Source organism: Pseudomonas sp. MF4836 (assembly GCF_002018875.1).
Classification (GTDB): domain Bacteria; phylum Pseudomonadota; class Gammaproteobacteria; order Pseudomonadales; family Pseudomonadaceae; genus Aquipseudomonas.
Genome location: NZ_MVOL01000003.1, coordinates 250526 through 272614, shown reverse-complemented (window position 1 = coordinate 272614; position 22089 = coordinate 250526). Strand labels below are relative to the sequence as shown.

19 protein-coding genes and 1 pseudogene are annotated in these 22089 nt (G+C 63.3%); 7 read left to right on the top strand and 13 right to left on the bottom strand.

The genetic code is table 11. From position 1 onward, the window contains the following. Positions 1 to 45: 45 nt before the first annotated feature. Positions 46 to 453: an HPF/RaiA family ribosome-associated protein gene (locus MF4836_RS08010; RefSeq protein ID WP_078469886.1), complete on the bottom strand. Its 408-nt coding sequence runs from the start codon at positions 451 to 453 to the stop codon at positions 46 to 48. A 212-nt stretch (positions 454 to 665) separates the two neighbouring features. Then, positions 666 to 1613, bottom strand: coding sequence for a LysR substrate-binding domain-containing protein (locus MF4836_RS08005; protein ID WP_078469885.1), 948 nt, complete (start codon positions 1611 to 1613; stop codon positions 666 to 668). A gap of 135 nt (positions 1614 to 1748) precedes the next feature. On the opposite strand from MF4836_RS08005, the gene MF4836_RS08000 reads away from it, so the two are divergent. From MF4836_RS08000 to MF4836_RS07990, 3 genes are all read left to right on the top strand, one after another. Further along, on the top strand, positions 1749 to 3125 hold the full coding sequence (locus tag MF4836_RS08000) for an L-serine ammonia-lyase (protein WP_078469884.1): 1377 nt from the start codon (positions 1749 to 1751) through the stop codon (positions 3123 to 3125). A 63-nt stretch (positions 3126 to 3188) separates the two neighbouring features. Beyond that, the gene (locus MF4836_RS07995; protein WP_078469883.1) at positions 3189 to 4502 is read left to right on the top strand and encodes a serine/threonine transporter; all 1314 of its coding nucleotides are present in this window, start codon (positions 3189 to 3191) and stop codon (positions 4500 to 4502) included. Between the two features lie 219 nt (positions 4503 to 4721). Continuing rightward, the gene (locus tag MF4836_RS07990; RefSeq protein WP_020298360.1) at positions 4722 to 5039 is read left to right on the top strand and encodes a DUF3509 domain-containing protein; all 318 of its coding nucleotides are present in this window, start codon (positions 4722 to 4724) and stop codon (positions 5037 to 5039) included. Here the strand turns inward: MF4836_RS07990 and MF4836_RS07985 are convergent. Further along, positions 5036 to 5536 carry a phosphate-starvation-inducible protein PsiE gene (locus MF4836_RS07985; RefSeq protein WP_020298359.1) on the bottom strand — a complete coding sequence of 167 codons (501 nt, stop codon included), beginning with the start codon at positions 5534 to 5536 and terminating at the stop codon, positions 5036 to 5038. The two genes, MF4836_RS07990 and MF4836_RS07985, sit on opposite strands and share 4 nt — an antisense overlap. A gap of 295 nt (positions 5537 to 5831) precedes the next feature. Here MF4836_RS07985 and MF4836_RS07980 point away from each other — a divergent pair. Beyond that, positions 5832 to 6086: pseudogene (locus tag MF4836_RS07980) on the top strand (YebG family protein); the annotation flags it as partial. A gap of 176 nt (positions 6087 to 6262) precedes the next feature. Here MF4836_RS07980 and MF4836_RS07975 read toward each other — a convergent pair. The 3 genes from MF4836_RS07975 to MF4836_RS07965 all read right to left on the bottom strand — a co-directional run bounded on the left by MF4836_RS07975 (position 6263) and on the right by MF4836_RS07965 (position 8069). Further along, on the bottom strand, positions 6263 to 6688 hold the full coding sequence (locus MF4836_RS07975) for a hypothetical protein (protein ID WP_078469881.1): 426 nt from the start codon (positions 6686 to 6688) through the stop codon (positions 6263 to 6265). Beyond that, positions 6685 to 6939 carry a hypothetical protein gene (locus tag MF4836_RS07970; protein ID WP_078470223.1) on the bottom strand — a complete coding sequence of 85 codons (255 nt, stop codon included), beginning with the start codon at positions 6937 to 6939 and terminating at the stop codon, positions 6685 to 6687. Before MF4836_RS07970 ends, MF4836_RS07975 begins: the two co-directional genes overlap by 4 nt. 104 nt (positions 6940 to 7043) lie before the next feature. Then, positions 7044 to 8069 (bottom strand): Leu/Phe/Val dehydrogenase, encoded by a 1026-nt coding sequence (locus tag MF4836_RS07965; RefSeq protein ID WP_078469880.1) that lies wholly within the window; start codon positions 8067 to 8069, stop codon positions 7044 to 7046. Between the two features lie 184 nt (positions 8070 to 8253). Between MF4836_RS07965 and MF4836_RS07960 the strand changes: the two genes are divergently transcribed. Then, the gene (locus MF4836_RS07960; protein ID WP_078469879.1) at positions 8254 to 9057 is read left to right on the top strand and encodes a SirB1 family protein; all 804 of its coding nucleotides are present in this window, start codon (positions 8254 to 8256) and stop codon (positions 9055 to 9057) included. Positions 9058 to 9158: 101 nt separating this feature from the next. Then, a complete protein-coding gene (locus MF4836_RS07955) occupies positions 9159 to 9980 on the top strand; it encodes a class I SAM-dependent methyltransferase (protein WP_078469878.1) in 822 nt (273 codons plus the stop codon). 12 nt (positions 9981 to 9992) lie between these two features. Here MF4836_RS07955 and MF4836_RS07950 read toward each other — a convergent pair whose 3' ends face one another. The 4 genes from MF4836_RS07950 to hmgA all read right to left on the bottom strand — a co-directional run bounded on the left by MF4836_RS07950 (position 9993) and on the right by hmgA (position 14757). Beyond that, complete coding sequence (locus MF4836_RS07950; protein ID WP_078469877.1) at positions 9993 to 11351, bottom strand: MFS transporter; 1359 nt, start codon at positions 11349 to 11351, stop codon at positions 9993 to 9995. 142 nt (positions 11352 to 11493) lie between these two features. After that, positions 11494 to 12132, bottom strand: coding sequence for a maleylacetoacetate isomerase (gene maiA, locus MF4836_RS07945; protein ID WP_078469876.1), 639 nt, complete (start codon positions 12130 to 12132; stop codon positions 11494 to 11496). A 12-nt stretch (positions 12133 to 12144) separates the two neighbouring features. Beyond that, a complete protein-coding gene (fahA, locus tag MF4836_RS07940) occupies positions 12145 to 13449 on the bottom strand; it encodes a fumarylacetoacetase (protein WP_078469875.1) in 1305 nt (434 codons plus the stop codon). Positions 13450 to 13452: 3 nt separating this feature from the next. After that, positions 13453 to 14757, bottom strand: a complete 1305-nt coding sequence (hmgA, locus tag MF4836_RS07935) for a homogentisate 1,2-dioxygenase (RefSeq protein ID WP_078469874.1) — start codon at positions 14755 to 14757, stop codon at positions 13453 to 13455. Between the two features lie 165 nt (positions 14758 to 14922). On the opposite strand from hmgA, the gene MF4836_RS07930 reads away from it, so the two are divergent. Then, on the top strand, positions 14923 to 15714 hold the full coding sequence (locus tag MF4836_RS07930; protein WP_078469873.1) for an IclR family transcriptional regulator: 792 nt from the start codon (positions 14923 to 14925) through the stop codon (positions 15712 to 15714). Positions 15715 to 15756: 42 nt separating this feature from the next. Here the strand turns inward: MF4836_RS07930 and MF4836_RS07925 are convergent, their stop codons facing one another. From MF4836_RS07925 to MF4836_RS07915, 3 genes are all read right to left on the bottom strand, one after another. Continuing rightward, positions 15757 to 18306 carry a LuxR C-terminal-related transcriptional regulator gene (locus tag MF4836_RS07925; RefSeq protein WP_078469872.1) on the bottom strand — a complete coding sequence of 850 codons (2550 nt, stop codon included), beginning with the start codon at positions 18304 to 18306 and terminating at the stop codon, positions 15757 to 15759. A 150-nt stretch (positions 18307 to 18456) separates the two neighbouring features. Next, positions 18457 to 19824, bottom strand: coding sequence for a DUF1329 domain-containing protein (locus tag MF4836_RS07920; protein ID WP_078469871.1), 1368 nt, complete (start codon positions 19822 to 19824; stop codon positions 18457 to 18459). 23 nt (positions 19825 to 19847) lie between these two features. Continuing rightward, positions 19848 to 21647 carry a DUF1302 domain-containing protein gene (locus MF4836_RS07915; protein WP_078469870.1) on the bottom strand — a complete coding sequence of 600 codons (1800 nt, stop codon included), beginning with the start codon at positions 21645 to 21647 and terminating at the stop codon, positions 19848 to 19850. Between the last annotated feature and the right edge of the window lie 442 nt (positions 21648 to 22089).

Genomic DNA, 22089 nt, shown 5'->3' with positions numbered 1-22089 from the left:
CGGGCCTGCAAATGCAGGCCCGTTGGTGGGGGACTTTCTCAGGCGTCAGCTATTGAGTGCAGCCTGTTCGTTTTCCAGAAATTCTTCTTCAAGCAGTGCGTCGGCCTCGCCGCTATCGGCTGTAGGCGCGGCGGCAGCGCGTTTGCTGCGCAACTTGCCGAACATGTGCTCCAGGGCGCTTTCGAGCTTGATGGCAGCTCCGTCGATCGCCTGCTCCAGTGTGTCGGCCTTGTGCGTTACAGAAATCGGTTGATGGCCTTTTGGCCGCGCCTCCAGTTGGCAGCGCAAATCGTGGGGACCGGGCTTGTCGCCGTTCTCGTCCCGCAGGTGAACCACAACCCGGGTCAAATCTTCTTCGTAGCGTTCCAGGGTGCTCTCAACAGTATTTTTTACCCACTCCTCCAGACGGATGCTGCTTTGAATATGGTTATCGCTATGGACTTGGATTTGCATAGTTCTTCCCTTATTTCAGCTAGCTCGCGAGAGACCCGGTAACACCTTGCGGTGTCGTTTTCGTGGCCTCTTGTTTACTAGAGTTGGGCAGAGCGGCGAACAATTCAACCCCCAAAAAAAGATAAATATTCATTCGCAAATAAACCCGGACAAGCAGCAAAAGCGCTGTTAATGTCGGGAGTTGGGTCGCCCTCGTACTCTGTCATCTTTGCTCATAATTGCCCCTCGCCCAGCGGGTGCATGCCGCGAAAAATCTCCGCTTCCTCCACCAGCCAGTCATGCACCGCACGCACGCCTGGGTGGCTCAGCGCACCCGGTGCATACATCAATACATAACGTTTGTGGTTGGGCACGGCGAGGCCGAACGGCACGATCAAGGTGCCACGCTCCAGCTCATCGTTGAGCAAGGTTCGCCGGGCAATGGCCACGCCCATCCCGGCAATGGCCGCCTCGATCGTCAGGTGATTGCGGTTGAAGGTGTGCCCGCGCCGCACGTCCGCGCCTTCGAAACCGATGGCATTCAGATAGAACTCCCACTCCGCATACTCATAGCTGCCACGCCAGGCGGTGATGTCGTGCAGCAACGGAAAGTGCATCAGGTCCGCCGGCCCATGCAGCGGCGGACGCCCACGCAGCAGGCTCGGGGCACAGACCGGAAAGATCTGCTCGTCCAGCAGGGCTGTGGATAACAACCCCGGGTAACTGCCGTCGTTGAGGTCGATGGCCAGGTCAAAGTCGCCCTCGTGCAGGGCCACGCTGCTGTCTTCCGCCACCAGCCGCAACTGGATATCCGGAAAACGCTGCTGCAAGCGCGGCAGGCGCGGTGTCAGCCATTTGCCGAGAAAAGACGGGATCGAACGCAAGCGCAGGATTCCGCTGATCATCCCCGCATCCAACCGCCGCAGTTCGGCGTCGATGCTGCCGTAGGCCTCGTTTACCGTGACCGCCAGGCGCTGGCCTTCGGCGCTCAACTCCACACCACGGGCACGGCGATGAAACAGGCGAAAACCCAGGCGCTCCTCCAACTGCCGGATCTGCTGGCTGACCGCCCCGGGGGTGATATGCAACTCCTCCGCGCAGCGGGTGAACGACAAGTGCCGCGCGGCACAGGAAAACACATGCAGCCAGACGTAAGTCTGGGCATGAAACTGACGGCTCATCGTTTAGTCCTGCTAAAGGCTGTCTTAGGAAGTTTCGTTGGTCAGTGCTGACCGAGGCAGGCAGTATCGCCGACATTGCGCTCGGCCTACAAAAAATGGCAGCGATTCCTCCTCCATTGCTTGTAAGGCTTTAGCATGGCTATCAGTGTTTTCGATCTCTTCAAAGTCGGCATCGGCCCTTCCAGCTCCCACACTGTGGGCCCGATGCGCGCCGCCGCGACCTTCGCCCAATCGCTGTTCGACCAGGGCCTGCACGCCCAGGTGCAACGGGTCGAAATCCGCCTGTACGGCTCGCTTTCCGCCACCGGCGTCGGACATGCCACTGACCGTGCCAGCGTCATGGGGCTGATGGGCGAATGGCCCGACAGCATCGACCCAAACAGCATCGGCCCACGCATCCAGCACCTGCGCGAATCAGGCGAACTCAGCCTGGGTGGCCGCTCCACCATCGCCTTCGACTGGCACCGCGACTTGCTGCTGCTCGACGAAAGCCTGCCCTACCACCCGAACGCCATGGCCCTGACCGCCTTTGATGCCAACGGCCCGCTGTGGGAGCAGACCTACTACTCGGTCGGCGGCGGATTTATCGTCGAAGCCGCCGAAGTCGCCGCCGGCACCGCCGCGGGCCACAGCGTCGAACTGCCTTACGACTTCAACAGCGCCGCCCAGTTGCTGGCGCTGTGCAAGCAGCACGGCCTGAGCGTTGGCGAGCTGATGATGGCCAACGAACGGGCCTGGCGCAGCGAGGCCGAGATCCGCAACGGCCTGCTGCATATCTGGTCGGTGATGCGCGAGTGTGTCGAGCAGGGCCTGCGCCACGAAGGCACCCTGCCCGGCGGCCTAGACGTGCCACGGCGCGCAGCCAAATTGCACCGCAGCCTGCTGGAAATCGGCAAGCCAAATGTCATCAGCTCAACCTTGTCGGCAATGGAGTGGGTCAACCTGTTCGCCCTCGCGGTGAACGAGGAAAACGCCGCCGGCGGGCGCATGGTCACCGCCCCGACCAACGGCGCTGCAGGGATCATTCCGGCGGTGCTGCATTACTACATGAAGTTCAACGCCGACGCCTGCGAGGACGACGTCATCAACTTTTTCCTCGGCGCGGCGGCGGTGGGCATCCTCTGCAAGAAAAACGCCTCGATCTCCGGCGCCGAAGTCGGCTGCCAGGGTGAGGTTGGCTCCGCCTGCGCCATGGCCGCCGCCGGCCTGGCACAAATCCTCGGCGCGACCCCGGAGCAGCTGGAAAACGCCGCCGAAATCGGCCTGGAGCACAACCTCGGCCTGACCTGCGACCCGGTGGGCGGCCTGGTGCAGGTGCCCTGCATCGAGCGCAACGCAATCGCCGCGGTCAAGGCGATCAACGCCACGCAAATGGCCCTGCGCGGGGATGGCAAACACTTTATTTCCCTGGACCGGGTGATCCGCACCATGCGCGATACCGGCGCCGATATGCATGACAAATACAAAGAAACTTCACGGGGCGGCCTGGCCGTGAGTTGGGTCGAATGCTGAGGAGCATGGCCTGACTGTCCGCCCCACGTGAGCCCGAGCAAAAATAATAACGAGGCGATACCGATGACCGATGCACGAACACCTGCTGCCGAAAATCCCGCTGCACCACCCGTTTCCACGGCGACCACCCGCGACACCACCACCCGCAAGGGCTGGAGCAAGCACGACACCACCTGGATGCTCGGCCTGTACGGCACCGCCATCGGTGCCGGCACCCTGTTTTTGCCGATCAACGCCGGCGTCGGCGGCTTCTGGCCGCTGATCGTGCTGGCATTGCTGGCGTTTCCGATGACCTTCTTTGCCCACCGCGGGCTGACCCGTTTCGTGCTCTCGGGGCGCTCCGGTGACATCACTGAAGTGGTGGAGGAACACTTCGGGGTAGGCGCGGGCAAGCTGATCACCCTGCTGTATTTCTTCGCCATCTTCCCGATTCTGTTGATGTACAGCGTGGCGCTGACCAACACCCTCACCAACTTCCTGGAACACCAGCTGCACATTGCCCCGCCGCCCCGGGCGGTTCTGTCCCTGGCACTGATCCTCGGTCTGATGGCCATCGTGCGATGCGGCCAGGGCGTGATCGTCAAAGCCATGAGCGTGCTGGTCTATCCCTTTGTCGCCGCCTTGCTGCTGCTGGCGCTGAGTCTGATCCCGAACTGGAACGGCGCCTTCCTCGCCTCGGCCAGCGAAAGCATGCCGCTGTCGCTGTTCTTCAAGACCCTGTGGTTGGCGATCCCGGTGATGGTGTTTTCCTTCAACCACTCGCCGATCATTTCCGCGTTCGCGGTCGATCAGAAGCGTCAGTACGGTGCCCAGGCCGAACCCAGAAGCAGCGCGATCCTGGCCATGTCCCACGCGATGATGGTGCTGACGGTGATGTTCTTCTGCTTCAGCTGCGTATTGGCCCTGTCACCGGCTGACCTGGTGGCGGCCAAGGCGCAGAACATCTCGATCCTGTCGTACCTGGCCAATCACTTCCAAACCCCGGTCATCGCCTACGCCGCGCCCCTGATCGCCCTGGTGGCAATCACCAAGTCCTTCCTCGGCCACTACCTGGGTGCCAGCGAAGGCTTCCAGGGCCTGATCGTGAAAAGCCTGCGCAGCCGTGGCCGGGTGATTTCCGCGAGCTGGCTGGAGCGCCTGACTGCGCTGTTCATGATCGTCACCTGCTGGGCTGTGGCCACCCTCAACCCGAGCATCCTGCGCCTGATCGAAACCATGGGCGGCCCGGTGATCGCCTGCCTGTTGTTCCTGATGCCGATGTACGCCATCCGACGCGTGCCTTCACTGCGCCAGTATTCAGGCCGGCTGTCGAATGTGTTCGTGGTGCTGATCGGCCTGATCGCACTGTCAGCGATCATTTATTCGGTCGTGCCCTGAAACGGGCGTCGATAAAAAAAGCGGACCTCATGGTCCGCTTTTTTATACCTGCGTTTACTGGGTTTCGTGGTTAGCGGCATGCCCCTTGCTTTGTCAGCCCTTGAGGAATACGGACGTTATCAAACCTCAGCGAACGGCCTGCCAGTGGTCTGGTATCGCGAACTAATCTCGATCACTGCCGGTCAATGACTGCACGATCCAATCAAGCGGTGACGCATCATGGATAACCCATTTCAACTGATTACCGACACCTTCACCCCGGAGTACCAGGTCAACCTGAGCATCCAGGGCCTGGACGGCAGCATCATGCTGACCCTGTCCAAGGCCGGGCGGGTGGTGGCCAAGCGCATGATCAGCGCCCATCAGCGCAATGATCCGCAACGCCTCAAGCGCCTGGTGCAAAGTATCCAGTTCGGCATCGCCATCGAGCAGGGCCACAGCGCCATGGCGATCCTTGAAGCCATGACCAACAGCGACAGCCTGAAGCTGCCGCCACCGGCCGGCAGCGGCCCTTCACCCTTGGGCATGGTGGTTTAAAGTTCGCCCTTCTCCACTTCCGGATGCTCGCTGGAGCCCGCGCCGAGCTTGCGCTGCGGATTCTCGATCTTCACCGAAGGGAACTGCGAGGAGGCGTAGCGCACCACCAGGATCGCGAAGGCCAGCAGCAGGATCCCGCCGCACAGGTAAATGATCCCCACGTCCGGCGGATTGTGGTGCGAGACGTTGGAGATCAGCAACCGGGTCAGGGCCGTGATCGCCACGTAGATCAGGAAGCGCACCGGCATGTGGTTGGTCTTGAAGTAGATCCCAACCATAGCGCCCAGCTCGAGATAGATGAACAGCAGCAGAATGTCGTCGATCTTGATGTGACCCGCCTCGATCATCTGCAGAAACTCCATCACCGCGGCCCAGGCGGTCACGGCACCGATGGCGAACAGCGCCAGGTAATGGAACGACTCGACAAACAGATTGCCCAGGGACTCGGCCAGTTGATGAACGTTCTGCCGCAGGTTCTCGGCCCAATTGATTTTCACGATGGTTTTTCCTTAGGTCGCTTCGACCGGATGATGCGGGTTGGACGTGACGGTTGTTCTGCATGCAGAAAAAAGGCCAGAGGCCCGTCAGTAAGATGATGGCGGCGTGATATGAGGCACGTTCAACCTTTTATCGAGCCCGAACCGACCACGGAATTGTCCCGCGACAAAACAAAAATCCCGGCTACATTAAAAAGCCACTATCCAAGGGACAGAGATTCGCCTATCCTCTGACCTGTATATAAATACAGTAGTCGCAAAAGACCAATTATCGTGAAGGCATGTGAGGTGGTAAATGGCCGTCGAAGTGGTATACCGCAGCAGCCGAGATCTGGAGCGCTTGTTCATGGATAAAGCCGAAGCTGATCGTCATGACAAAATGCTCGAACTGGCTGAATTGCTCGCCGAAGTGCTGCAAAAAGCCGTGCCGTCGCTGAGCGAGCAGCAAGTGGAAGAAGCCGGGATCTACATGGCGAAAAACCGCGATGTGTTCGCCAAGGCATTCAAGAGCCAGCCGGACGCCCTGTCCGAGTTGCTCAGCGCTCCCGCTCCCGTAGTGGAGACTGTCGAAGCGGAGCAGCCCGCTGAAGTCGAGGCGCCGACCAAACCGGCGAAAGCGGCCAAGGCTGCGAAATAAGCGTCACCCGAATTGAATAAGCCCTGTGCCCCTGGCACAGGGCTTTTTTCATGCATGGGGCAGAGCCACGGCCTTTTTGCAGCGGTCCATCAGGCTGAGATCATCTCTTTCATATCAGGTACATCGATCCCATTGCGACGCAGCATGGACCTGATGTTTCGCACAAAGCTGGCAGGCACGTCCGTTGAGTCTCCATACAGATCGACAACTCCGACTTCGACCGCGCTATCGACAATGCTGGAGAACGCCTCGATATCTTGAGACGACATCAAGGCGACAAGCTCCTGCGGCAAATCATCGCCCCGACCATTCAATGCCAGTAACGCCCCCGCTTTCTCCCACGCCAGTAGATGATCGTGTTCCGGATAGGCCTTGAGGTGTTTCAGCAAGTCATCGATGGACGGGTGAGCCAGGCCCTTGCCCGTGCAGTAGGCCGCCAGGCACCCGGCAGCATAGAGCTGCAAGTCCCTGACAGAGCAACCGGTCAACGCCCGATCCGTATCTGCTTCTGTCATTGCGCGACGTCCCACACCCTGCACCCTGCCGAGCAGTACCCGGATGCTATATCCATGGCTTCCAGGATGCGATCTTCAACGTCTTCAGGCGCTGCAAGCCTGATGAATTGCAGATGGCTGTACACCGCCTGCGCTGTAAAGCCCTTGTCCCGATACTGCACCAGAACAGCACGTATTGCCTCAATGTCCGCGCCGCCGCGCAATCGAGACGCCAACTGCTGATCCAGCCCAGTGTCCAGCGCTTCAAGCATCGTCGAATACATTCCGTGTCAGTTGAGCAGTCGGGGGTTGGGCTCACGCCTGCAACCATTGCGGGCGCTGATGTTACAGCGAGCACGCGCAACGGTTAAGACGCCTATGCCTGGCGATACAACGCCCGCTCCGCCAACTCATCCGCCACCCGTGCCGGGGAGCGCTTTTCGGCCTGAGCGTGGGCGAAGACTTCGGTCAACCGCGAGCTGATTTTCGAGAGATGGGCGGTGATGGTCGACAACTCTTCACCGCGGTGCTTGAGCGAGACATAGATCAGCCCACCGGCATTGATCACGTAGTCCGGTGCGTAGAGGATGCCGCGGCGCTCCAGTTGATCGGCAACCTGCAGGTTGGTCAGCTGGTTGTTGGCCGATCCCGCCACCGCCGAACAGCGCAATTGCGCCACGCTGTGGCTGGTGAGCACGGCGCCCAGGCCGCACGGCGCGAGGATGTCGCATGGGGTGCTGAGCAGCGCATCGTTGGCAATCGGGTGGGCGCCCAGTTGCTCCATGGCCAGTTGCACCTTGCCCGGGTCGATGTCACTGACCAGCAACTCGGCCCCGGCGGCATGCAACTGCTCGGCGAGGGCGAAGCCGACATTGCCCAGGCCCTGGATCGCCACGCGCAGGCCTTCCAGGTTGTCGCTGCCCAGGCGCGCCATGGCCGTGCTGCGAATCCCGGCGAACACGCCAAGAGCGGCATAGGGCGAGGGGTCGCCGGCGGCACTGGTGCTGGTGACGTGCTGGGTCTGTTGCGCGATGCAATCCATGTCGGCCACCGAGGTCCCGCTGTCGATGGCGGTGATGTAGCGCCCGTCGAGCTGCTCGATACAGCGACCGAAGGCTTCGAACAGTGCGGCGCGACTTTCCACATGCGGCGGACGAATGATCACCGCCTTGCCGCCGCCCTGGGGCAGCCCGGCCAGTGCGGCCTTATAGCTCATGCCCTGGGCCAGGCGCGCAGCATCTGCCACGGCACTTTCATCGTCGGGGTAGGCAAGGTAACGACAGCCGCCCAGGGCGGGGCCCAGGCGGCTGCAATGAATGGCAATCACCGCCTTCAATCCGGTGACCGGATCAACGCTCAGGTGCAGCGATTCAAGGCGAGTGCTTTGCATGAGAGCGAACATCGTGGGGCTCCCCGAATCACTTCTTGTAGTCGCCAGTATAGGCTTGCGCCTGGAATTTGCTGGAGCGCTCGGGAATAAGCCCAAGGGCTATGCGGGCTTTAGGAAATAACCTGCTACGGCGTGTGTGCAGTACTGGACGAACGAGCGTCAGCGGGCTAAAACGGGGCATCCGTCGGAGATCGAGATGAACCCGCGCCAAGCTTTTTTCGCCTGCCTGCACCGCTCCCCGCCCGCACTGTTCGAAGCGGCGCTGTGGATTGCCGCCGAGCACGACACCACTGTCGCCCCCGAAGAACTGCTGCACGACTTCAAGGATTTGCAGCAGCGGATCAGCTCGGGCTTGCCCATGTTGCCGGTCAGCGAGCTGGGCCAGCCGTTGTTGCGGCGCATGAACGACCTGGGCTTCCAGCAGGACGAAGCCACACCGCTGCGCGCCCAGGCGGCCTTGCTGGACAAGGTCTTGCAACGTCGGCGCGGGCAGCCACTGGCCCTCGGGCTGATTGCCCTGGAGCTGGCGCGGCGCCTGGAAATCCCCCTGGTGGGGGTCAACTTCCCCGGGCATTTCCTGTTGCGCGTGCCCGGCGCCGACCACCTGCTGGACCCGTGTGGCGGCCGACGCCTGTACCCCGCCGACTGCCGTGAACTGCTGCAACGCCAATACGGCAACAACATCAAGCTCGTCGCCGAACACATGCTCACCGCGCAGCCGGTGCAGATTCTCCAGCGCCTGTCGCGCAACCTGCGCCAGTTGCACCTGGCCAACGATGATAACCTCGGCGCCCTGATCGATGCCGAGCGGGTGCTGGAACTGGGCAACGCCAGCGCCGCCGACTACCTGGCCCGCGCCAGCCTCTACCAGCGCCTGGACTGCCCGAACGCCGAACGCTTCGACCTGGAGCACGCCCTACTGCTCAGCGAGGACCCGATCCAGCGCCTGCGCCTGACCGAACGCCTGGGCCACTTGCCGCCCAATACCATCGTGCATTGAGCCTGCCACTGCTCCCGCCTGGCATCGCCCGCCGCAACCCGCCCGAACCTGCCAGCATTTGAGCGATCACGCTCCTGGCCCTGACTCATGGATGCCCCTTGATGCACGCACTGTCCGATACCGAGCTGTTCCTGCAGGATTTTCACCAGCGCCGCCCCGGCACCACCAGCGTCGCCTTCGCTCCCCTGAACATTGCCGGACGCGGCTCTTCCTACGCGGTACTGGCCTCGACCGTGAAATGCACAGGGCTGGCGCAGACGGTGCTGGATATCGCCTGTGGCGATGGTTACCTGCTGCAACTGCTGGCCGAACAGGACCCGGAGCTGGCGCTGATCGGCGTCGATATGAGCCACAGCGAACTCGCAGCCTCGCGCCAGCGCCTGGGGACGCGCGGACAACTGCTGCACGAACGCGCCCAGGCCCTGTCACTGCCTGCGGCCAGCGTCGACGTGGCGCTGTCGCACCTGGCCTTGATGTTGATGGATGACCTGCAACAGGTACTCGACGAGACTCACCGGGTGCTGCGCCCGGGCGGACAATTCGCGGCGATTGTCGGCCGGGGGTTTCTCCTGGGGGAAATCGGCGAGCTCTACCTGCAGGCCTTTCGCAGCGTGGCCCGGGAGCACGCCCTGCCCGCCTTGCCCATGGGCGACCCGCGCACCCGTTCGGAAGCGGGCTGGCGCGAGCTGCTCGGCGCCCGCTTCAGTGGCATCGAGTTCGACGAGCTGGACGTGGAGTGGGCCCCGCACTTCGACGAACTCTGGACCGCGCTCAACGACACCTATGACCTGGATCGGCTATCAACCGCCGGCCAGGCGTTGTTGAAGCAACGCCTGGAAACCTCGGTCACTGCGCTGCAACGCGCAGACGGCACAATCGCCACCGGCTGGGGCCTGCGCCTGATCCGCGCGACAGCGGCCTGACCTGCCCTGCAATCAACGGGTCGCGGCCTGGGGCTGGTCCGCTGGCCTCGGCGAAACGTCCAGCGGCGAACGCACCTGGATAATCAGCAGCGCCGCGATCACTGCCGGAATCGCGCAGAAGAAGAAAATCTGCTGCACCGGCACATGCATCGCCAGCAGCATGCTGCCGAACAGCGGCCCGAGAATCGAGCCGAAGCGACCAACGCCCAGGGCCCAGCCGGTGCCCGTGGCCCGCACATGGGCCGGGTAGAAGTTACTGGCGAAGGCGTTGAGGGTCAGTTGCCCGCCGATGATGCAAAACCCGGCGGCGAACACAAAAGCCACCAGATAACGCGGGCTGTCGTGGTTGAGGCCCAGCAGAATGGTGCAGACCGCAGCCGCAGCCAGGACGCCCGAGAGCAGGCGCACCTTGCGCTTCAGACGGTCGGCGAACCAGGCCATGCAGATGGCGCCGAGGGTGCCGGCGAACAGGAACATCGATGTCACCAGGTTCGCCTGATTGAGGCCCAGCCCGCTTTCCAGCAACAGCGAAGGCAACCAGCTGATCATGAAATACAGCAGGATCAGGCTGACGAAAAACGTCGACCAGATCAGCAGGGTCGGCCGCGCATAGCCGTGGCGGAACAGTTCGATCACCGTCAGTTGGCTGCCCTGCTCCTGCGCGTTCTGCTCGGCCGATGCGGCCGGTGGCGTCCACTCGGGCAGCATTCGCGCACTGACTTTACGCAGGCGCGCATAGGGCGGCGCGTCACGCAGCAGGCGTGGCAGGGACTCGGGCAGGCACCAGGCGAGAAACGGAAACAGCAGCAAGGGCGTGACGCCGCCGGCCAGGAACACCGCCTCCCAGCCGAAGCGATCAATAAACCCGGCCGCGACAAAACCACCCGCCGCACCACCAAAGGAAAACCCGCAGGCGGCCAAGGTCACCATCAGGGTGCGCAGGCGCGGCGGCGAATAATCGGACATCAGCGCCATGGCACTGGGCATCGCCCCTCCCATGCCGATGCCGCAGATAAAGCGCGCAGCCATCAGGGTGTTCAGGGAGTTGGCGAAGATCATCAACACCGTGAGGCTGGCGTAGATCAGTACGCAACAGAGCAGAATCCGCCGCACACCAAAACGGTCCGCCAAGGGCGTCACGGCCAGCGAGCCCAGGGTCAGGCCCAACAGGTTGGCGCTGAACACCGGGCCGAAGGCGGCTTTTTCCAGGCCCCAGTCCCGGGCCAGGGCCGGCACCACGTACCCCAGAACCTGAGCGTCATAGCCGTCGGTGACCAACAGCAACGCCAATAGCAGCAAGAGTAACCACTGATAACGCGACACCGGACGGGCGTCGAGCGCCGCCCGAAAGCTGGCAATCTGATTGTGCATCGCAAGGTACCTGTTCTGTTTTTATCGTTATGTACAGCAGGGTTGCAGGTGGGATGGAGCAGGCTCCGTTGCGGAGCCCTCGAAACCTTGAGTGACCCAGAGGTCTGCCGCCCCCAGGTCTGGCTGGGGGCGTGCAGGCGTCTCAGGCCGGGGTGTCGGGCTGGTTGGCGGGGTGCGCCGCGCGGAATGCCGGGTGCTCTGCGGCCAGCGCCGCAACCCGGAGAATCCGTGGGTAGGCCGCCAGCGACACCTTGAAGCGCTCGGCGGCATACAACTGTGGAATCAGGAACACATCGGCCAGCCCCGGCTGCTCGCCAAAGCAATAGCCGTGATCGCCGATCAGTTGCTCCACGGCCGCCAGGCCCTGGCTGATCCAGTGCTCGATCCACACCTGCAACTGCGCTTCCTCGTGGCCCCATTCACGCAACAGGTTCTGGGTGCTGGAGTTGTGCAGCGGGTGGATGTCGCAGGCGATCATCGCCGCCACCGCACGCTCATGGGCACGGGTTGCCAGCTCCCGGGACAGCAGCGGCACCTGTGGATAACGTTCGTCGAGGTATTCGACGATCGCCAGTGACTGGACCAGCACCTCACCGTCATCGGTGCGCAGCGCCGGCACCCGCCCCTGGGGGTTGATCGCCAGGTACTGCGGCTGACGGTTGGCGCCGCCCTTGGGCACCAGCAAATTGACCGGGATGGCCTGGAAGTCCAGGCCCTTGAGCCCCAGGGCAATGCGCACCCGATACGACGCCGTCGAACGGTAATAGGTATAGAGCTCCATGGCGCACACCTCTTAGCGGGCCGGCAGGACGGTGCCCCGGCATTCGCCGAAGCCGATGGAGGCGAAACCTTCACGCCGGCAACGCCCGCGCAGGATGATTTCGTCGCCGTCTTCGAGAAACTTGCGCACCTCGCCGCTGGGCAACTCGATGGGCTTTTTGCCGCCCTCGGTGATTTCCAGCAGGCTGCCGAACTGGCCGTTTTCCGGGCCGGACAACGTGCCCGAACCGAACAGGTCGCCGGCCTGCAACTGGCAGCCGTTGACGCTGTGGTGCGCGACCATCTGCGCCACGGTCCAGTACATGTACCCGGTGTTGCTCAAGGTCAGGCGGTGGGCCGGCAGGCCCTGCTCGCGCATGGCGGCGGTGGTCAGCAGCACCTCGAGTTCGATATCGAAGCCACCCGCAGCCTGGTCCCGGGCATCGAGCAAGTACGGCAGCGGCTGTGGATCACCCTCGGGGCGCGCGGGTTGAGCGCGACGGAATGGCTCCAGGGCTTCGGCCGTCACCACCCAGGGCGAGATGCTGGTGATAAAGCTTTTCGACAGGAACGGGCCCAGGGGCTGGTATTCCCAGGCCTGGATATCCCGCGCCGACCAGTCGTTGAGCAGGCAGAAGCCGGCGATATGCTCGGCGGCATCGGCGATGGCAATGCAGTCCCCCATCGGGTTGCCCTGGCCAATCCAGATTCCCAGCTCCAGCTCGTAGTCGAGCCGCGCGCACGGGCCGAAATTCGGCTCGGTCTGGCCGGCAGGCAGGGTCTGGCCCTTGGGCCGGCGAACCTCGGCGCCCGAGGGGCGGATGGTCGACGCGCGCCCGTGGTAGCCGATGGGCACGTATTTGTAGTTGGGCAGCAGCGGGTTGTCGGGGCGGAACAGCTTGCCGACGTTTTGCGCGTGTTCGATACCGACATAAAAGTCGGTGTAGTCGTTGATCTTCGCCGGCAGGTGCATCTGGCAGTCGGCCGCCAGGGGCAACAGCTTGACGCCCTGGGCCTGGATCTTGCCATGCAGGGTGCTGCCTTCGCCCAGCAGTTCCAGCAGGCGTTCGCGCAGGGCCACCCGTGGGCCACGCCCCAGTTCGAAGAAGGCATTCAACTGCCCGCCACGTGCGGCCTCGACGGCGCTGCGGGCGGCGCCTTCAAGCAGGCCCGCCTCCAGCGCGGCTTCCAGATCGAATATGTGCTCGCCGATTGCCACGCCAAAGCGCGGTGCCGAACCGTTGCGGCTGAAAACGCCCAGGGGCAGGTTCTGCAAAGGGAAATCGGCATGCCCGTTGGCGGAGGCAACCCAACTGCGGGTGATGGTTGGCTGGCTCATGGGTTATCTCCGATTGGGGTTGAAGGTGGCGGGCAGCGAGGCCCAGCAAGCGTCGTAATTGTTCTGCAACTGCGGGCACTCCAGGGCGAACTGGCTCGGGCGCAGCACTTGGCTGGTCTCGAACATGAAGGCCATGGTGTTGTCGATCTTGGCCGGTTGCAGTTCGACATTGATCGCCTTGGTGCAGGTTTCGCCGTCCGGGCCGTGGGCGCTCATGCAGCTGTGCAGGGACGCGCCGCCGGGCAGGAAACCTTCGGCCTTGGCATCGTAGGCGCCCTGGATCAGGCCCATGAATTCGTTCATCAGGTTGCGGTGGAACCACGGCGGACGGAAGGTGTTTTCGGCCACCATCCAGCGCGGCGGGAAGATCACGAAATCGAGGTTGGCCAGGCCGTGCACGCTGGTGGGCGAGGTCAGCACGGTGAAGATCGATGGGTCCGGGTGGTCGAAACTCACGGTGCCGATGGTGTTGAAACGGCGCAGGTCATATTTGTACGGCACGTTGTTGCCGTGCCAGGCCACCACGTTCAGCGGCGAGTGGTCGAGTTCGCAGCCCCAGAGTTCGCCGAGGAACTTCTGCACCAGAGGGGTGGGCTGCTTGAGGTCTTCGTAATGGGCGACCGGGGTCAGGAAATCCCGCGGGTTGGCCAGGCCATTGCTGCCGATGGGGCCCAGGTCCGGCAGGCGCAGCGGCGCGCCGTGGTTCTCGGCGACATAGCCACGCGCCTCGGGGTCCAGCAGTTCGACACGAAACTTCAGGCCGCGGGGCAACACGGCGATTTCCAGCGGCCCAAGCTCCAACACGCCGAGCTCCGTGGCGATGCGCAGGCGACCCTGCTCGGGCACCAGCAGCAGCTCGCCATCGGCATTGAAGAACACCCGCTCCATGGAGCGGTTGGCGCGGTAGTGATAGACGCTGATGCCGGCGGGTTTCTGTGCCGGTGCGTTGGCCGCCATGCTCACCAGACCGTCGATGAAATCGGTCGGCTCGGCAGGCATATCCAGCGGGTTCCAGCGCAGCCGATTGGGCGTCACCTCACCCAGCGGACCGCCCGCCAGCTGACGCGCCAACTTGGCAAAGGCCGGGTGATTGGCCGAGGGCTGGATGCGGTACATCCAGGTCCGTCGCGCTTCGCTGCGGACCATGGTGAAAGCGGTGCCGGAAAAGAGTTCGGTGTACAAGCCGTAAGGGGCTTTTTGCGGGGAGTTCTGGCCGACGGGCAACGCGCCTGGCAATGCTTCGCTGGCGAATTCGTTGCCGAAGCCCGACTGATAGGCCAGGCCGGACGGCGTGGAATCGAGGTTCATGGAGCCTCCTGTGAATGGAGTGGGCGGCGATACCCTGCTCCATTGCTGGAAGTCTCGGCACGCGGCGTTATTTTTATCGTAATCCAATTACGCATAACGTAATTTGATTGGTATTGACCGTCAAGCTATAAAGACGCCCATTCGTCTCGAGATCACACCGCCTCCATGGAAAAGCCGCGCAGCACCAGCGACAGCAACGGTAAACAGAAAGTCCGCTCGGCCGAGGTCGGCACCGACATTCTCAAGGCCCTGGCGCAGTTGGCACCGTCCACTTCGCTGTCGCGCCTGGCCGAACACGTGCAGATGCCGGCGAGCAAGGTCCACCGCTACCTGCAAGCCTTGATTGCCAGCGGTTTTGCCGAACAGAACAGCACCACCAACCACTACGGACTGGGCCGCGAAGCCCTGCGCGTGGGGCTGGCGGCGTTGAGCAGCATGGATGTACTGAAGGTCGCCGCCCTGCCCCTGGCGGAACTGCGCGACGAACTGAATGAAACCTGCTTCCTCGCGGTCTGGGGCAATCAGGGCGCGACCGTGGTTCATATCGAACCGGCGGTGCGTGCGGTGACGGTGGTGACGCAGCTGGGCTCGGTGCTGCCCTTGCTCAGTTCATCCACCGGCCTGGTGTTTGGCGCCTATTTGCCCAACCGGGAAAGCGTCGACCTGCGCCAGCAGGAACTGCAGGCCGGCAGTCCCCATGCCCTGGCGGACGAGCAGGTGTACGCCGAGATCTGCGAGCAGATCCGCCATCGCGGCCTGCACCATGTGCATGGGCTGTTGATGCCGGGGGTCGACGCCCTGTCGGCGCCGGTGTTCGACGCCATGGGCAAGATCGCCGCCGTGCTGACGGTGGTCGGGCCGACCTCGCTGTTCCACGCCGACGAAGACGGCCCCGCCGCCCGCCGCCTGCTGGCCGCAAGCCAGGCCGTCAGTTGGCGCATGGGTTATCAACCCTGAACGTAGCCGCTGACTATCGGCAGCGGCTACCGGTGAGGTCATTCAATTCATCAGGCCCAGTGCCTTGGCCTTGGCCACGGCCTGGGTGCGTCGCTCTACCCCGAGTTTGCTGTGGATCCGGCGCGCATGAGTTTTCACGGTGTGCAGGGAGATGAATAGCTGTTCGGCAATCTGCTGGTTGGAGCTGCCGAGGGCGATCAGTTGCAGCACTTCAAGCTCACGCAGGCTCAGAGGATTGTCGCTGGCCAGGGGCTGGTCGGCGTCAGGCAGCGGCACTTCGCGGACCAGCAACATATCCGGCTGACGCAGGCGCAATTCGTGCAGCGCCTGGGGCAGTTGGCAACGGGCGGCCAGGGCCATGCCGGCCTGCAGCGCCTGCCCGGACAACTCAACGTCCCCCAGCAGGTAGGCGGTTTCGGCGAGGGCCAGTTGCAGTTCGGCCTGCAAACCCAGCATGCCCTGTTGTCGGGCCTGCTCCAGCAAACGCTGCAGCGTGGCCAGCGGCGCCTCGGCTTGCCCCAGGTGAACCTGGGCCAGCACCAGCAGGTATTCGATCCGCGGGATCAGTTCGATCGTGGCGGGTGGTGCCTGTACCGCGCCTGCGCCCTGATAGTGGCGCAGCACCCGGCTCAAGGCTTCATGAGCAAGCTCCGGACGCCCTTGCTGCAACCAGAAATGGCTGCTGATCTGCAACAGCACCCCGCGGTACACCGTGTCCGGGATCTGCCGCTGCTGCATCAGCCGCTCGGCGTCGCGCAACAGGACAAAGGCCTGGGCGTAGTCACCGCGATTCCCCGCCAGCAGCGCTTGCCCGAGAAACCCATACAACGCCCGCTTGTCCTGGCTGCGCAGGCATTGCTCAAGCCCCGCCTGAAAGTACTCCGCCGCCTGCGGCTCATTGCCCTGGCGCAAGGCCAGGCGCCCGCGACGCAAGGCAATCCGCCCCAAAAGCGGCGTCGCCCGCCGGGTTTGCCGACGCAGCAACTCATCCAGCCGCGCCAGCAGGCTCTCGGCCCTGTGGGGGGCGCCGCGCTGTTCCAGCAGTTGCGCGTGATCCAACTCCAGCAGGCCTTCGAACAGCAGCGAATTCTGCGCCCGCGCCAGGCACAGCGCTTCACGGTTGATAGCCTGGGCCACATCCAGTTCGCCCCTGAGCAGGGCCTGCTGGGTCAGGCCCGACAGGCACAACAGGCGCGCCGGCCAGGCACTGGGCGCCAGCTCATCCAGGGCCTGGAGAAAGTGTTCGCGCGCAGGCTCCATGCAACCTTGCAGATGCAACAGGCAGCCGCGCTGCGTTTGCCAGCGGGCGATCAATTGCCGTTGCAGGCTGGCACTGGGTTGCGGGGTGAAACGGGCCATCTGCGCGACGCAAGCTTCGGCCTGATCGAAGCGCCCGGCAAACAGCAAAGCGGCCGTCAGCAGCCCGACCAATTGCGGGCTGCCGAGCATCAACTCTTCACCCTGCTGCTCGTACAGGCGCAGCAGCAACACCACGTTCTGCTGTTCGAACAGGTGCTCGAAGCTGAAGTGCTGCAACAGGCTGACGGCGACCTCGTACTCCTGGGCCAGCAGCGCCTGCTCGAACGCCGTCTGCCAGTCCTCCTGCGCGATAAACCACTGGCAGGCGCGCCGGTGCCAGGTTCGGCCGGCCGGACAATCCTCATCCTGCATCAGCCGCGCCAGGGGCGGGAACACTTGCAACCAGTCGGCCGAGGCGTCCCAGGGCTCGATAAAGCAACCCAACTCCTGCAGATCACGCAAATACTGCGCGCCCTCGCCGGCGCCGAACAAATGCTCACACAGCGCCGCGTTGAAGCGCGGCAGATGAGCCAGCACCTGCCAGGCTTCGGCCAGCTCGGCCGACAACAGGCTGAACAGCTCGTGCTCCAGGTATTCACGCAGGGTGTTGGGCCGCCCCTGCTTGCAGGGCTGCGCTGCCAACTCGCTGCCTTCGAGCAGGGCAATGCGCACCCCGGCGCACCAACCGGCGCTGCGTTGCAGGATCCGGCTGGCGGTTTGCGCGCACATCGGTTGCGGCAGTTGTTGCAGCAACTGCTCGATATCCGCCTGGCTGAAGGCCAGTTGCGCGCCATCGCACTCGTACAGCTCATCGTCGAGCAGCAGCCGTGGCCAGTTGCACTGGGGCCGGCGCCGGGCCCCCAACCACCAGGTCAGGGCCGGGCTGCTGACCGCCAGCAACCGATCGAGCAACCCGTCGAGGCCGGCGCAGCCAACACGGCAATAGTCATCGATAAACAGCCAGGTCGGGGTTTGCAGACGCGCCAGATACGCCAGCAACGACAGTTCGTCGCGGGCCTGCAGGCCCAGGGCCTCGGCCAACAGGCCGGCAAAATCGGCGGCGCCCTGCTCGGCTCCCGCCATCGGTAACCAGCACACGTGCACCTGGGGCGGCGCCTGCAACAGGCACTCGGCAAGCAGTGCGGTCTTGCCACTGCCGGCCGGGGCACAGAGCAATCTGACCCGCGCCTGAGAGGCCAGCAACGGGCTGCTCAGACGACTGCGACACAGGTGATGGGAGGACAAGCGGGGCATGAGACCAGGACGGTCCAGACGGTGAGTCATGGCGGTCATCGCAACGTGCCTTTTTTATAGTTTTAGCCAGCGTGGCATCACCCTAGCCCTCAACTCCCCACTTGTTGAGAAGTATTCAGCAGGCTGATCAGGGCCCATAAAAAAGGCGACCCAACGGTCGCCTTCTGCCCATCCGGTAACGCCTGGGCGTCAACGCACCCCCGACGCCCGCAGCGCTGCCGGGGTGTAGTCGGCGGCCTTGGCGGCGAAGCCGAATTCGAAGCTGCGCTTCTCTTCGTTCTTCATGCCCAGGGCGATGTAGCGCCCGGCGATGATGTCGTACAGGGTCTCGACCGTGTAGGCCGGCACCTGGTGATCGTAATAGAACTGCGCATGCCCCTCGGCCACCCGCCACAGTTGGCCGCGACCGTCGTAATGGTCGACCAGCGCCACCTGCCAGCTGTCCTCGTCGAGGTACATATGGCGCTTGGCGTAGATATGCCGTTCGTTGGGCTTGACCGTGCCGACCACCTCCCATACCCGGTGCAGCTCATAGCGGGTCAGGTCCTGGTTGATATGCCCGGCCTTGATGATGTCGTCGTACTTGAGGCTTGGCGAATCCAGCTTGTAGCTGTTGTAGGGGATGTACATCTCCTTCTTGCCCACCAGCTTCCAGTCGTAGCGATCCGGCGCGCCGGAGAACATGTCGAAGTTGTCCGAGGTGCGCAGCCCGTCGGAGGCCGTACCCGGCCCGTCATAGGCCACTTGCGGGGCACGCCGCACTCGACGCTGGCCAGCGTTGTAGATCCAGGCCGAGCGCGGTTCCTTGACCTGGTCCAGGGTCTCGTGCACCAGCAGCACGTTACCGGCCAGGCGCGCCGGGGCCGTCACCGACTGCTTGAAGAAGGTCAGCACGTTGGCGCCTTTTTCCGGGTCCAGGTCGGGAATCTGCTGCGGCACTGCCACTTCTTCCTCGAAGCGGATCGGCGTGTAGCTGCCGTTGGTCTGCGGGGTGGCCTGGGTGATGATGCGTTTGAGGTTGCCGCCGTGGTAACGGGTGATGTGGTTCCACAGCACCTCGACGCCGTTCTTCGGAATCGGAAAGGCGTAGTAACGGTTGCCGGTGAAATTGGCCAGGCCGTTGCCCTCATTGATCGTGGTCACATTCAGCGCGCTGCGCTTGGCTGACTCGTAGATATCCGGCGGCAGGCCCACGGTGCGATGGCTCGGGTAGACCGGGATCTTGTAGGTTTCCGGGTAGCGCTTGAACATCGCCACCTGACCGTCCGACAGCTTGTCCTTGTACTTGTCGACCGTGGCCGCAGTGATCACGAACAGCGGTTTTTCATTGGCGAACGGGTCGGCGAGAAAGCCCTTGCTGTCCACCGCCCCGGCGTTTTTCGGGATGCCGCCGGTCCAGGCCGGAATCGAGCCGTCGGCATTGCCGGCCTTTTCCGCTCCCAGCGGGGTCAGGCTGGTGCCGAGTTTGTCGGCTTCCTGCGGCGTGACGGCCGCCATCACGTTGGCTGCCAGCAGGCTCAAGGCCAGGGCCCCGCATTGCAAAATCATCTTGCGCATAAAGTTGTCCTTCTCATGCTTGATCAGAAGTTCACGCCGAAGCTCAACGCGAGGAAGTCGCGGTCGGTGAGGGTGTTGTAGTCACCGCCGAAAAAATCGGTGTAGCTGAGGCTGGCGGTATAGGTGTTGCGATAATCGGCATCGACCCCGAGGCTGACGGCCTTGGCGCCTTCGTTGAACAGGCCGTTGGGGCCGTAGCCCTTGACGTCGTGGGACCACGACAGGTTGGGCTTGAGGTTGATCCCGGCGATCACGTTGCTGTAATCGAGAATCGCCCGCGCGCGATAACCCCAGGACGTGGCAGTCACGAAACCGTCGGTGTCGCCGTTGAACCCGTACTGGCCGTAGACCGAATCGCGCCCGTAGCGCAGCTTGGTTTTCGACTCCAGGCCGCCGACCCGCACAATGGCGGCCTCACCCACCAGGGTCAGGCGATCGGCGCCTATCACGTTGTCGAAAAACTGGGTCATGCTGCTTTGCAGCTGGGTGATTTCCTTACGCCGGTAACCGGTGTTGTCGGCACCGAAGGTGGTCTGGATCGGCGATGCCGCACCACCGGCAATCGGGTTGAGCAGGGCCAGGGTCACGTCATTGGTATTGATTTGCACCGGTGCGTTGGGCCGGTAGCTGATTTCCCCGCTCCAGGCGGTGCCGGTGGGCAAGGTGGTGGAGAAACTCGCGCCGTACAGGCGAATGTCTTCCGGGTACTCCAGGTAATACTGGCCGCGCCCGAGCATCACGCTTTGCACCAGGCCCGCGCCCGCGCCGGGGACCGTGGGCGCGGCGGCGGCGCCGGCGGCACCAATGGCGGCCAGGGTCGTCGGGCTGACATTGGCCGTGGTGGTGCTGACCACCGGGCCCCGCGAGTGATAGTTCATGAAGTACAGGCCGTACTCGGTGTCATCGCCGAGCCAGCGCAGGGCCGCGCCCCATTGCCCGGAGTCACGGGCATCACGGTCGCCGCCACGGGGCAGGATCACCCCCTCACGGGTGACCTGGAAGCCCTGGCCAAACGCAGCCGCCACCGGTTGCAAACCTGCCACCCCCGGGCTGCCGACGGTGTAGCCGGTGGTGCAGCCGTCCGCCACCACATCGTTGCCGAAGAAGGTGCCGCAGTTGTCGACCACGGTCTGGTCCCACTCCAGCTGGTAAAACCCTTCGACCGTCAGCTGGTTGGTCAGGCCCTGGGACGCAAACAGCATATTGACCGGGACCAGCCCTTCCTTGATCTCGGCCCCCGGTCGGCGGAATGCCGAAACATCCACCGGGTTGATGCTGTTGATGGAGTTGCCGATAAAGGTGCTCTCACCCCAGCTGACCACCTGCTTGCCGGCACGCACGGTGCCCGGCAGGTCGGCAATGGAATAGTTGTGGTAGACAAAGGCATCGAGGATCTGCGCCCCGGACGACTTGGCGCCCTCCTTGCGGTTGTGGTCGCTGATGGGCTTGAACTCGCGGTCTTCGTCCTTGAGTTCGAAGTCGTACCAGTATTTGCCGCGCACGAACACGCCGCTGTCGCCGTACTTGAGCTCCAGGTCATGCAGGCCCTTGAAGATTTTCGAGAAGGTCTCGCCCCTCTTGAAGTTCAGGCGTCCGTCATCACCGGTGGACGACTGGGCAGTGCCGCCATTGACGGTCCCCACGTAATCCTTGTCGGCATTGCGCATGCCCCAGCTGGCGCCGACGGACAGCGATGAATCGAAGTGCCCTTCGATCTCGCCGATATTGAACGCGACCGCTTGCGCCTGACCGCAGCAGCCCATGGCCACCGCGACGGCCAGGGCCTGCGGCGTGAAGATGGCGCGCATTGTTGTTTTTGTCATGCGTCTTCCCCGGTGAGTGACAGAAGGCCTCACCCTACTGCCGCCACAGGGGAGCGATAAGCGCACCAAGGAGGTATTCGTGTTGTCGCTCGAAAGGATGACAGCACCCACCGCACGGGGCTTTGCGCGGCGTATCCACGGGCTGGATGGCGGCCCATCAGGAACATGGATTGCGCCATCACGGGGCGCGGCCGGCCCGTCCGCACCACTGTTGCTCAGGCTGTAACAGTCCTTGTCCTGATTCGCTATTTTTCCCCGCCGAGACACCCCTTACTATGGCCTCGCTCTCAAGGCAAAGCGCCTTCTGAAGCCCCTCGACGTGTGAGTTCGGCACGTTTGAATCGACAGTTTTCAACGGGTTTGAAGCTCAGTTTCAGACCGTTACCCCGGGTTCACTGACGTTGATTTGTAGCTCCTTGATCTAACGTCTGACTTCGGCCGC

What these genes read in the sequence shown, in the direction of transcription:
- MF4836_RS07970 (WP_078470223.1), bottom strand. Translation starts at nt 6,939, where the DNA reads ATGCTTGAAGCGCTGGACACTGGGCTGGATCAGCAGTTGGCGTCTCGA.
- MF4836_RS08010 (WP_078469886.1), bottom strand. Translation starts at nt 453, where the DNA reads ATGCAAATCCAAGTCCATAGCGATAACCATATTCAAAGCAGCATCCGT.
- MF4836_RS07955 (WP_078469878.1), top strand. Translation starts at nt 9,159, where the DNA reads ATGCACGCACTGTCCGATACCGAGCTGTTCCTGCAGGATTTTCACCAG.
- MF4836_RS07960 (WP_078469879.1), top strand. Translation starts at nt 8,254, where the DNA reads ATGAACCCGCGCCAAGCTTTTTTCGCCTGCCTGCACCGCTCCCCGCCC.
- MF4836_RS07990 (WP_020298360.1), top strand. Translation starts at nt 4,722, where the DNA reads ATGGATAACCCATTTCAACTGATTACCGACACCTTCACCCCGGAGTAC.
- MF4836_RS07995 (WP_078469883.1), top strand. Translation starts at nt 3,189, where the DNA reads ATGACCGATGCACGAACACCTGCTGCCGAAAATCCCGCTGCACCACCC.
- maiA (WP_078469876.1), bottom strand. Translation starts at nt 12,132, where the DNA reads ATGGAGCTCTATACCTATTACCGTTCGACGGCGTCGTATCGGGTGCGC.
- hmgA (WP_078469874.1), bottom strand. Translation starts at nt 14,757, where the DNA reads ATGAACCTCGATTCCACGCCGTCCGGCCTGGCCTATCAGTCGGGCTTC.
- MF4836_RS08000 (WP_078469884.1), top strand. Translation starts at nt 1,749, where the DNA reads ATGGCTATCAGTGTTTTCGATCTCTTCAAAGTCGGCATCGGCCCTTCC.
- MF4836_RS07965 (WP_078469880.1), bottom strand. Translation starts at nt 8,069, where the DNA reads ATGTTCGCTCTCATGCAAAGCACTCGCCTTGAATCGCTGCACCTGAGC.
- MF4836_RS08005 (WP_078469885.1), bottom strand. Translation starts at nt 1,613, where the DNA reads ATGAGCCGTCAGTTTCATGCCCAGACTTACGTCTGGCTGCATGTGTTT.
- MF4836_RS07915 (WP_078469870.1), bottom strand. Translation starts at nt 21,647, where the DNA reads ATGACAAAAACAACAATGCGCGCCATCTTCACGCCGCAGGCCCTGGCC.
- fahA (WP_078469875.1), bottom strand. Translation starts at nt 13,449, where the DNA reads ATGAGCCAGCCAACCATCACCCGCAGTTGGGTTGCCTCCGCCAACGGG.
- MF4836_RS07930 (WP_078469873.1), top strand. Translation starts at nt 14,923, where the DNA reads ATGGAAAAGCCGCGCAGCACCAGCGACAGCAACGGTAAACAGAAAGTC.
- MF4836_RS07920 (WP_078469871.1), bottom strand. Translation starts at nt 19,824, where the DNA reads ATGCGCAAGATGATTTTGCAATGCGGGGCCCTGGCCTTGAGCCTGCTG.
- MF4836_RS07925 (WP_078469872.1), bottom strand. Translation starts at nt 18,306, where the DNA reads ATGACCGCCATGACTCACCGTCTGGACCGTCCTGGTCTCATGCCCCGC.
- MF4836_RS07950 (WP_078469877.1), bottom strand. Translation starts at nt 11,351, where the DNA reads ATGCACAATCAGATTGCCAGCTTTCGGGCGGCGCTCGACGCCCGTCCG.
- MF4836_RS07975 (WP_078469881.1), bottom strand. Translation starts at nt 6,688, where the DNA reads ATGACAGAAGCAGATACGGATCGGGCGTTGACCGGTTGCTCTGTCAGG.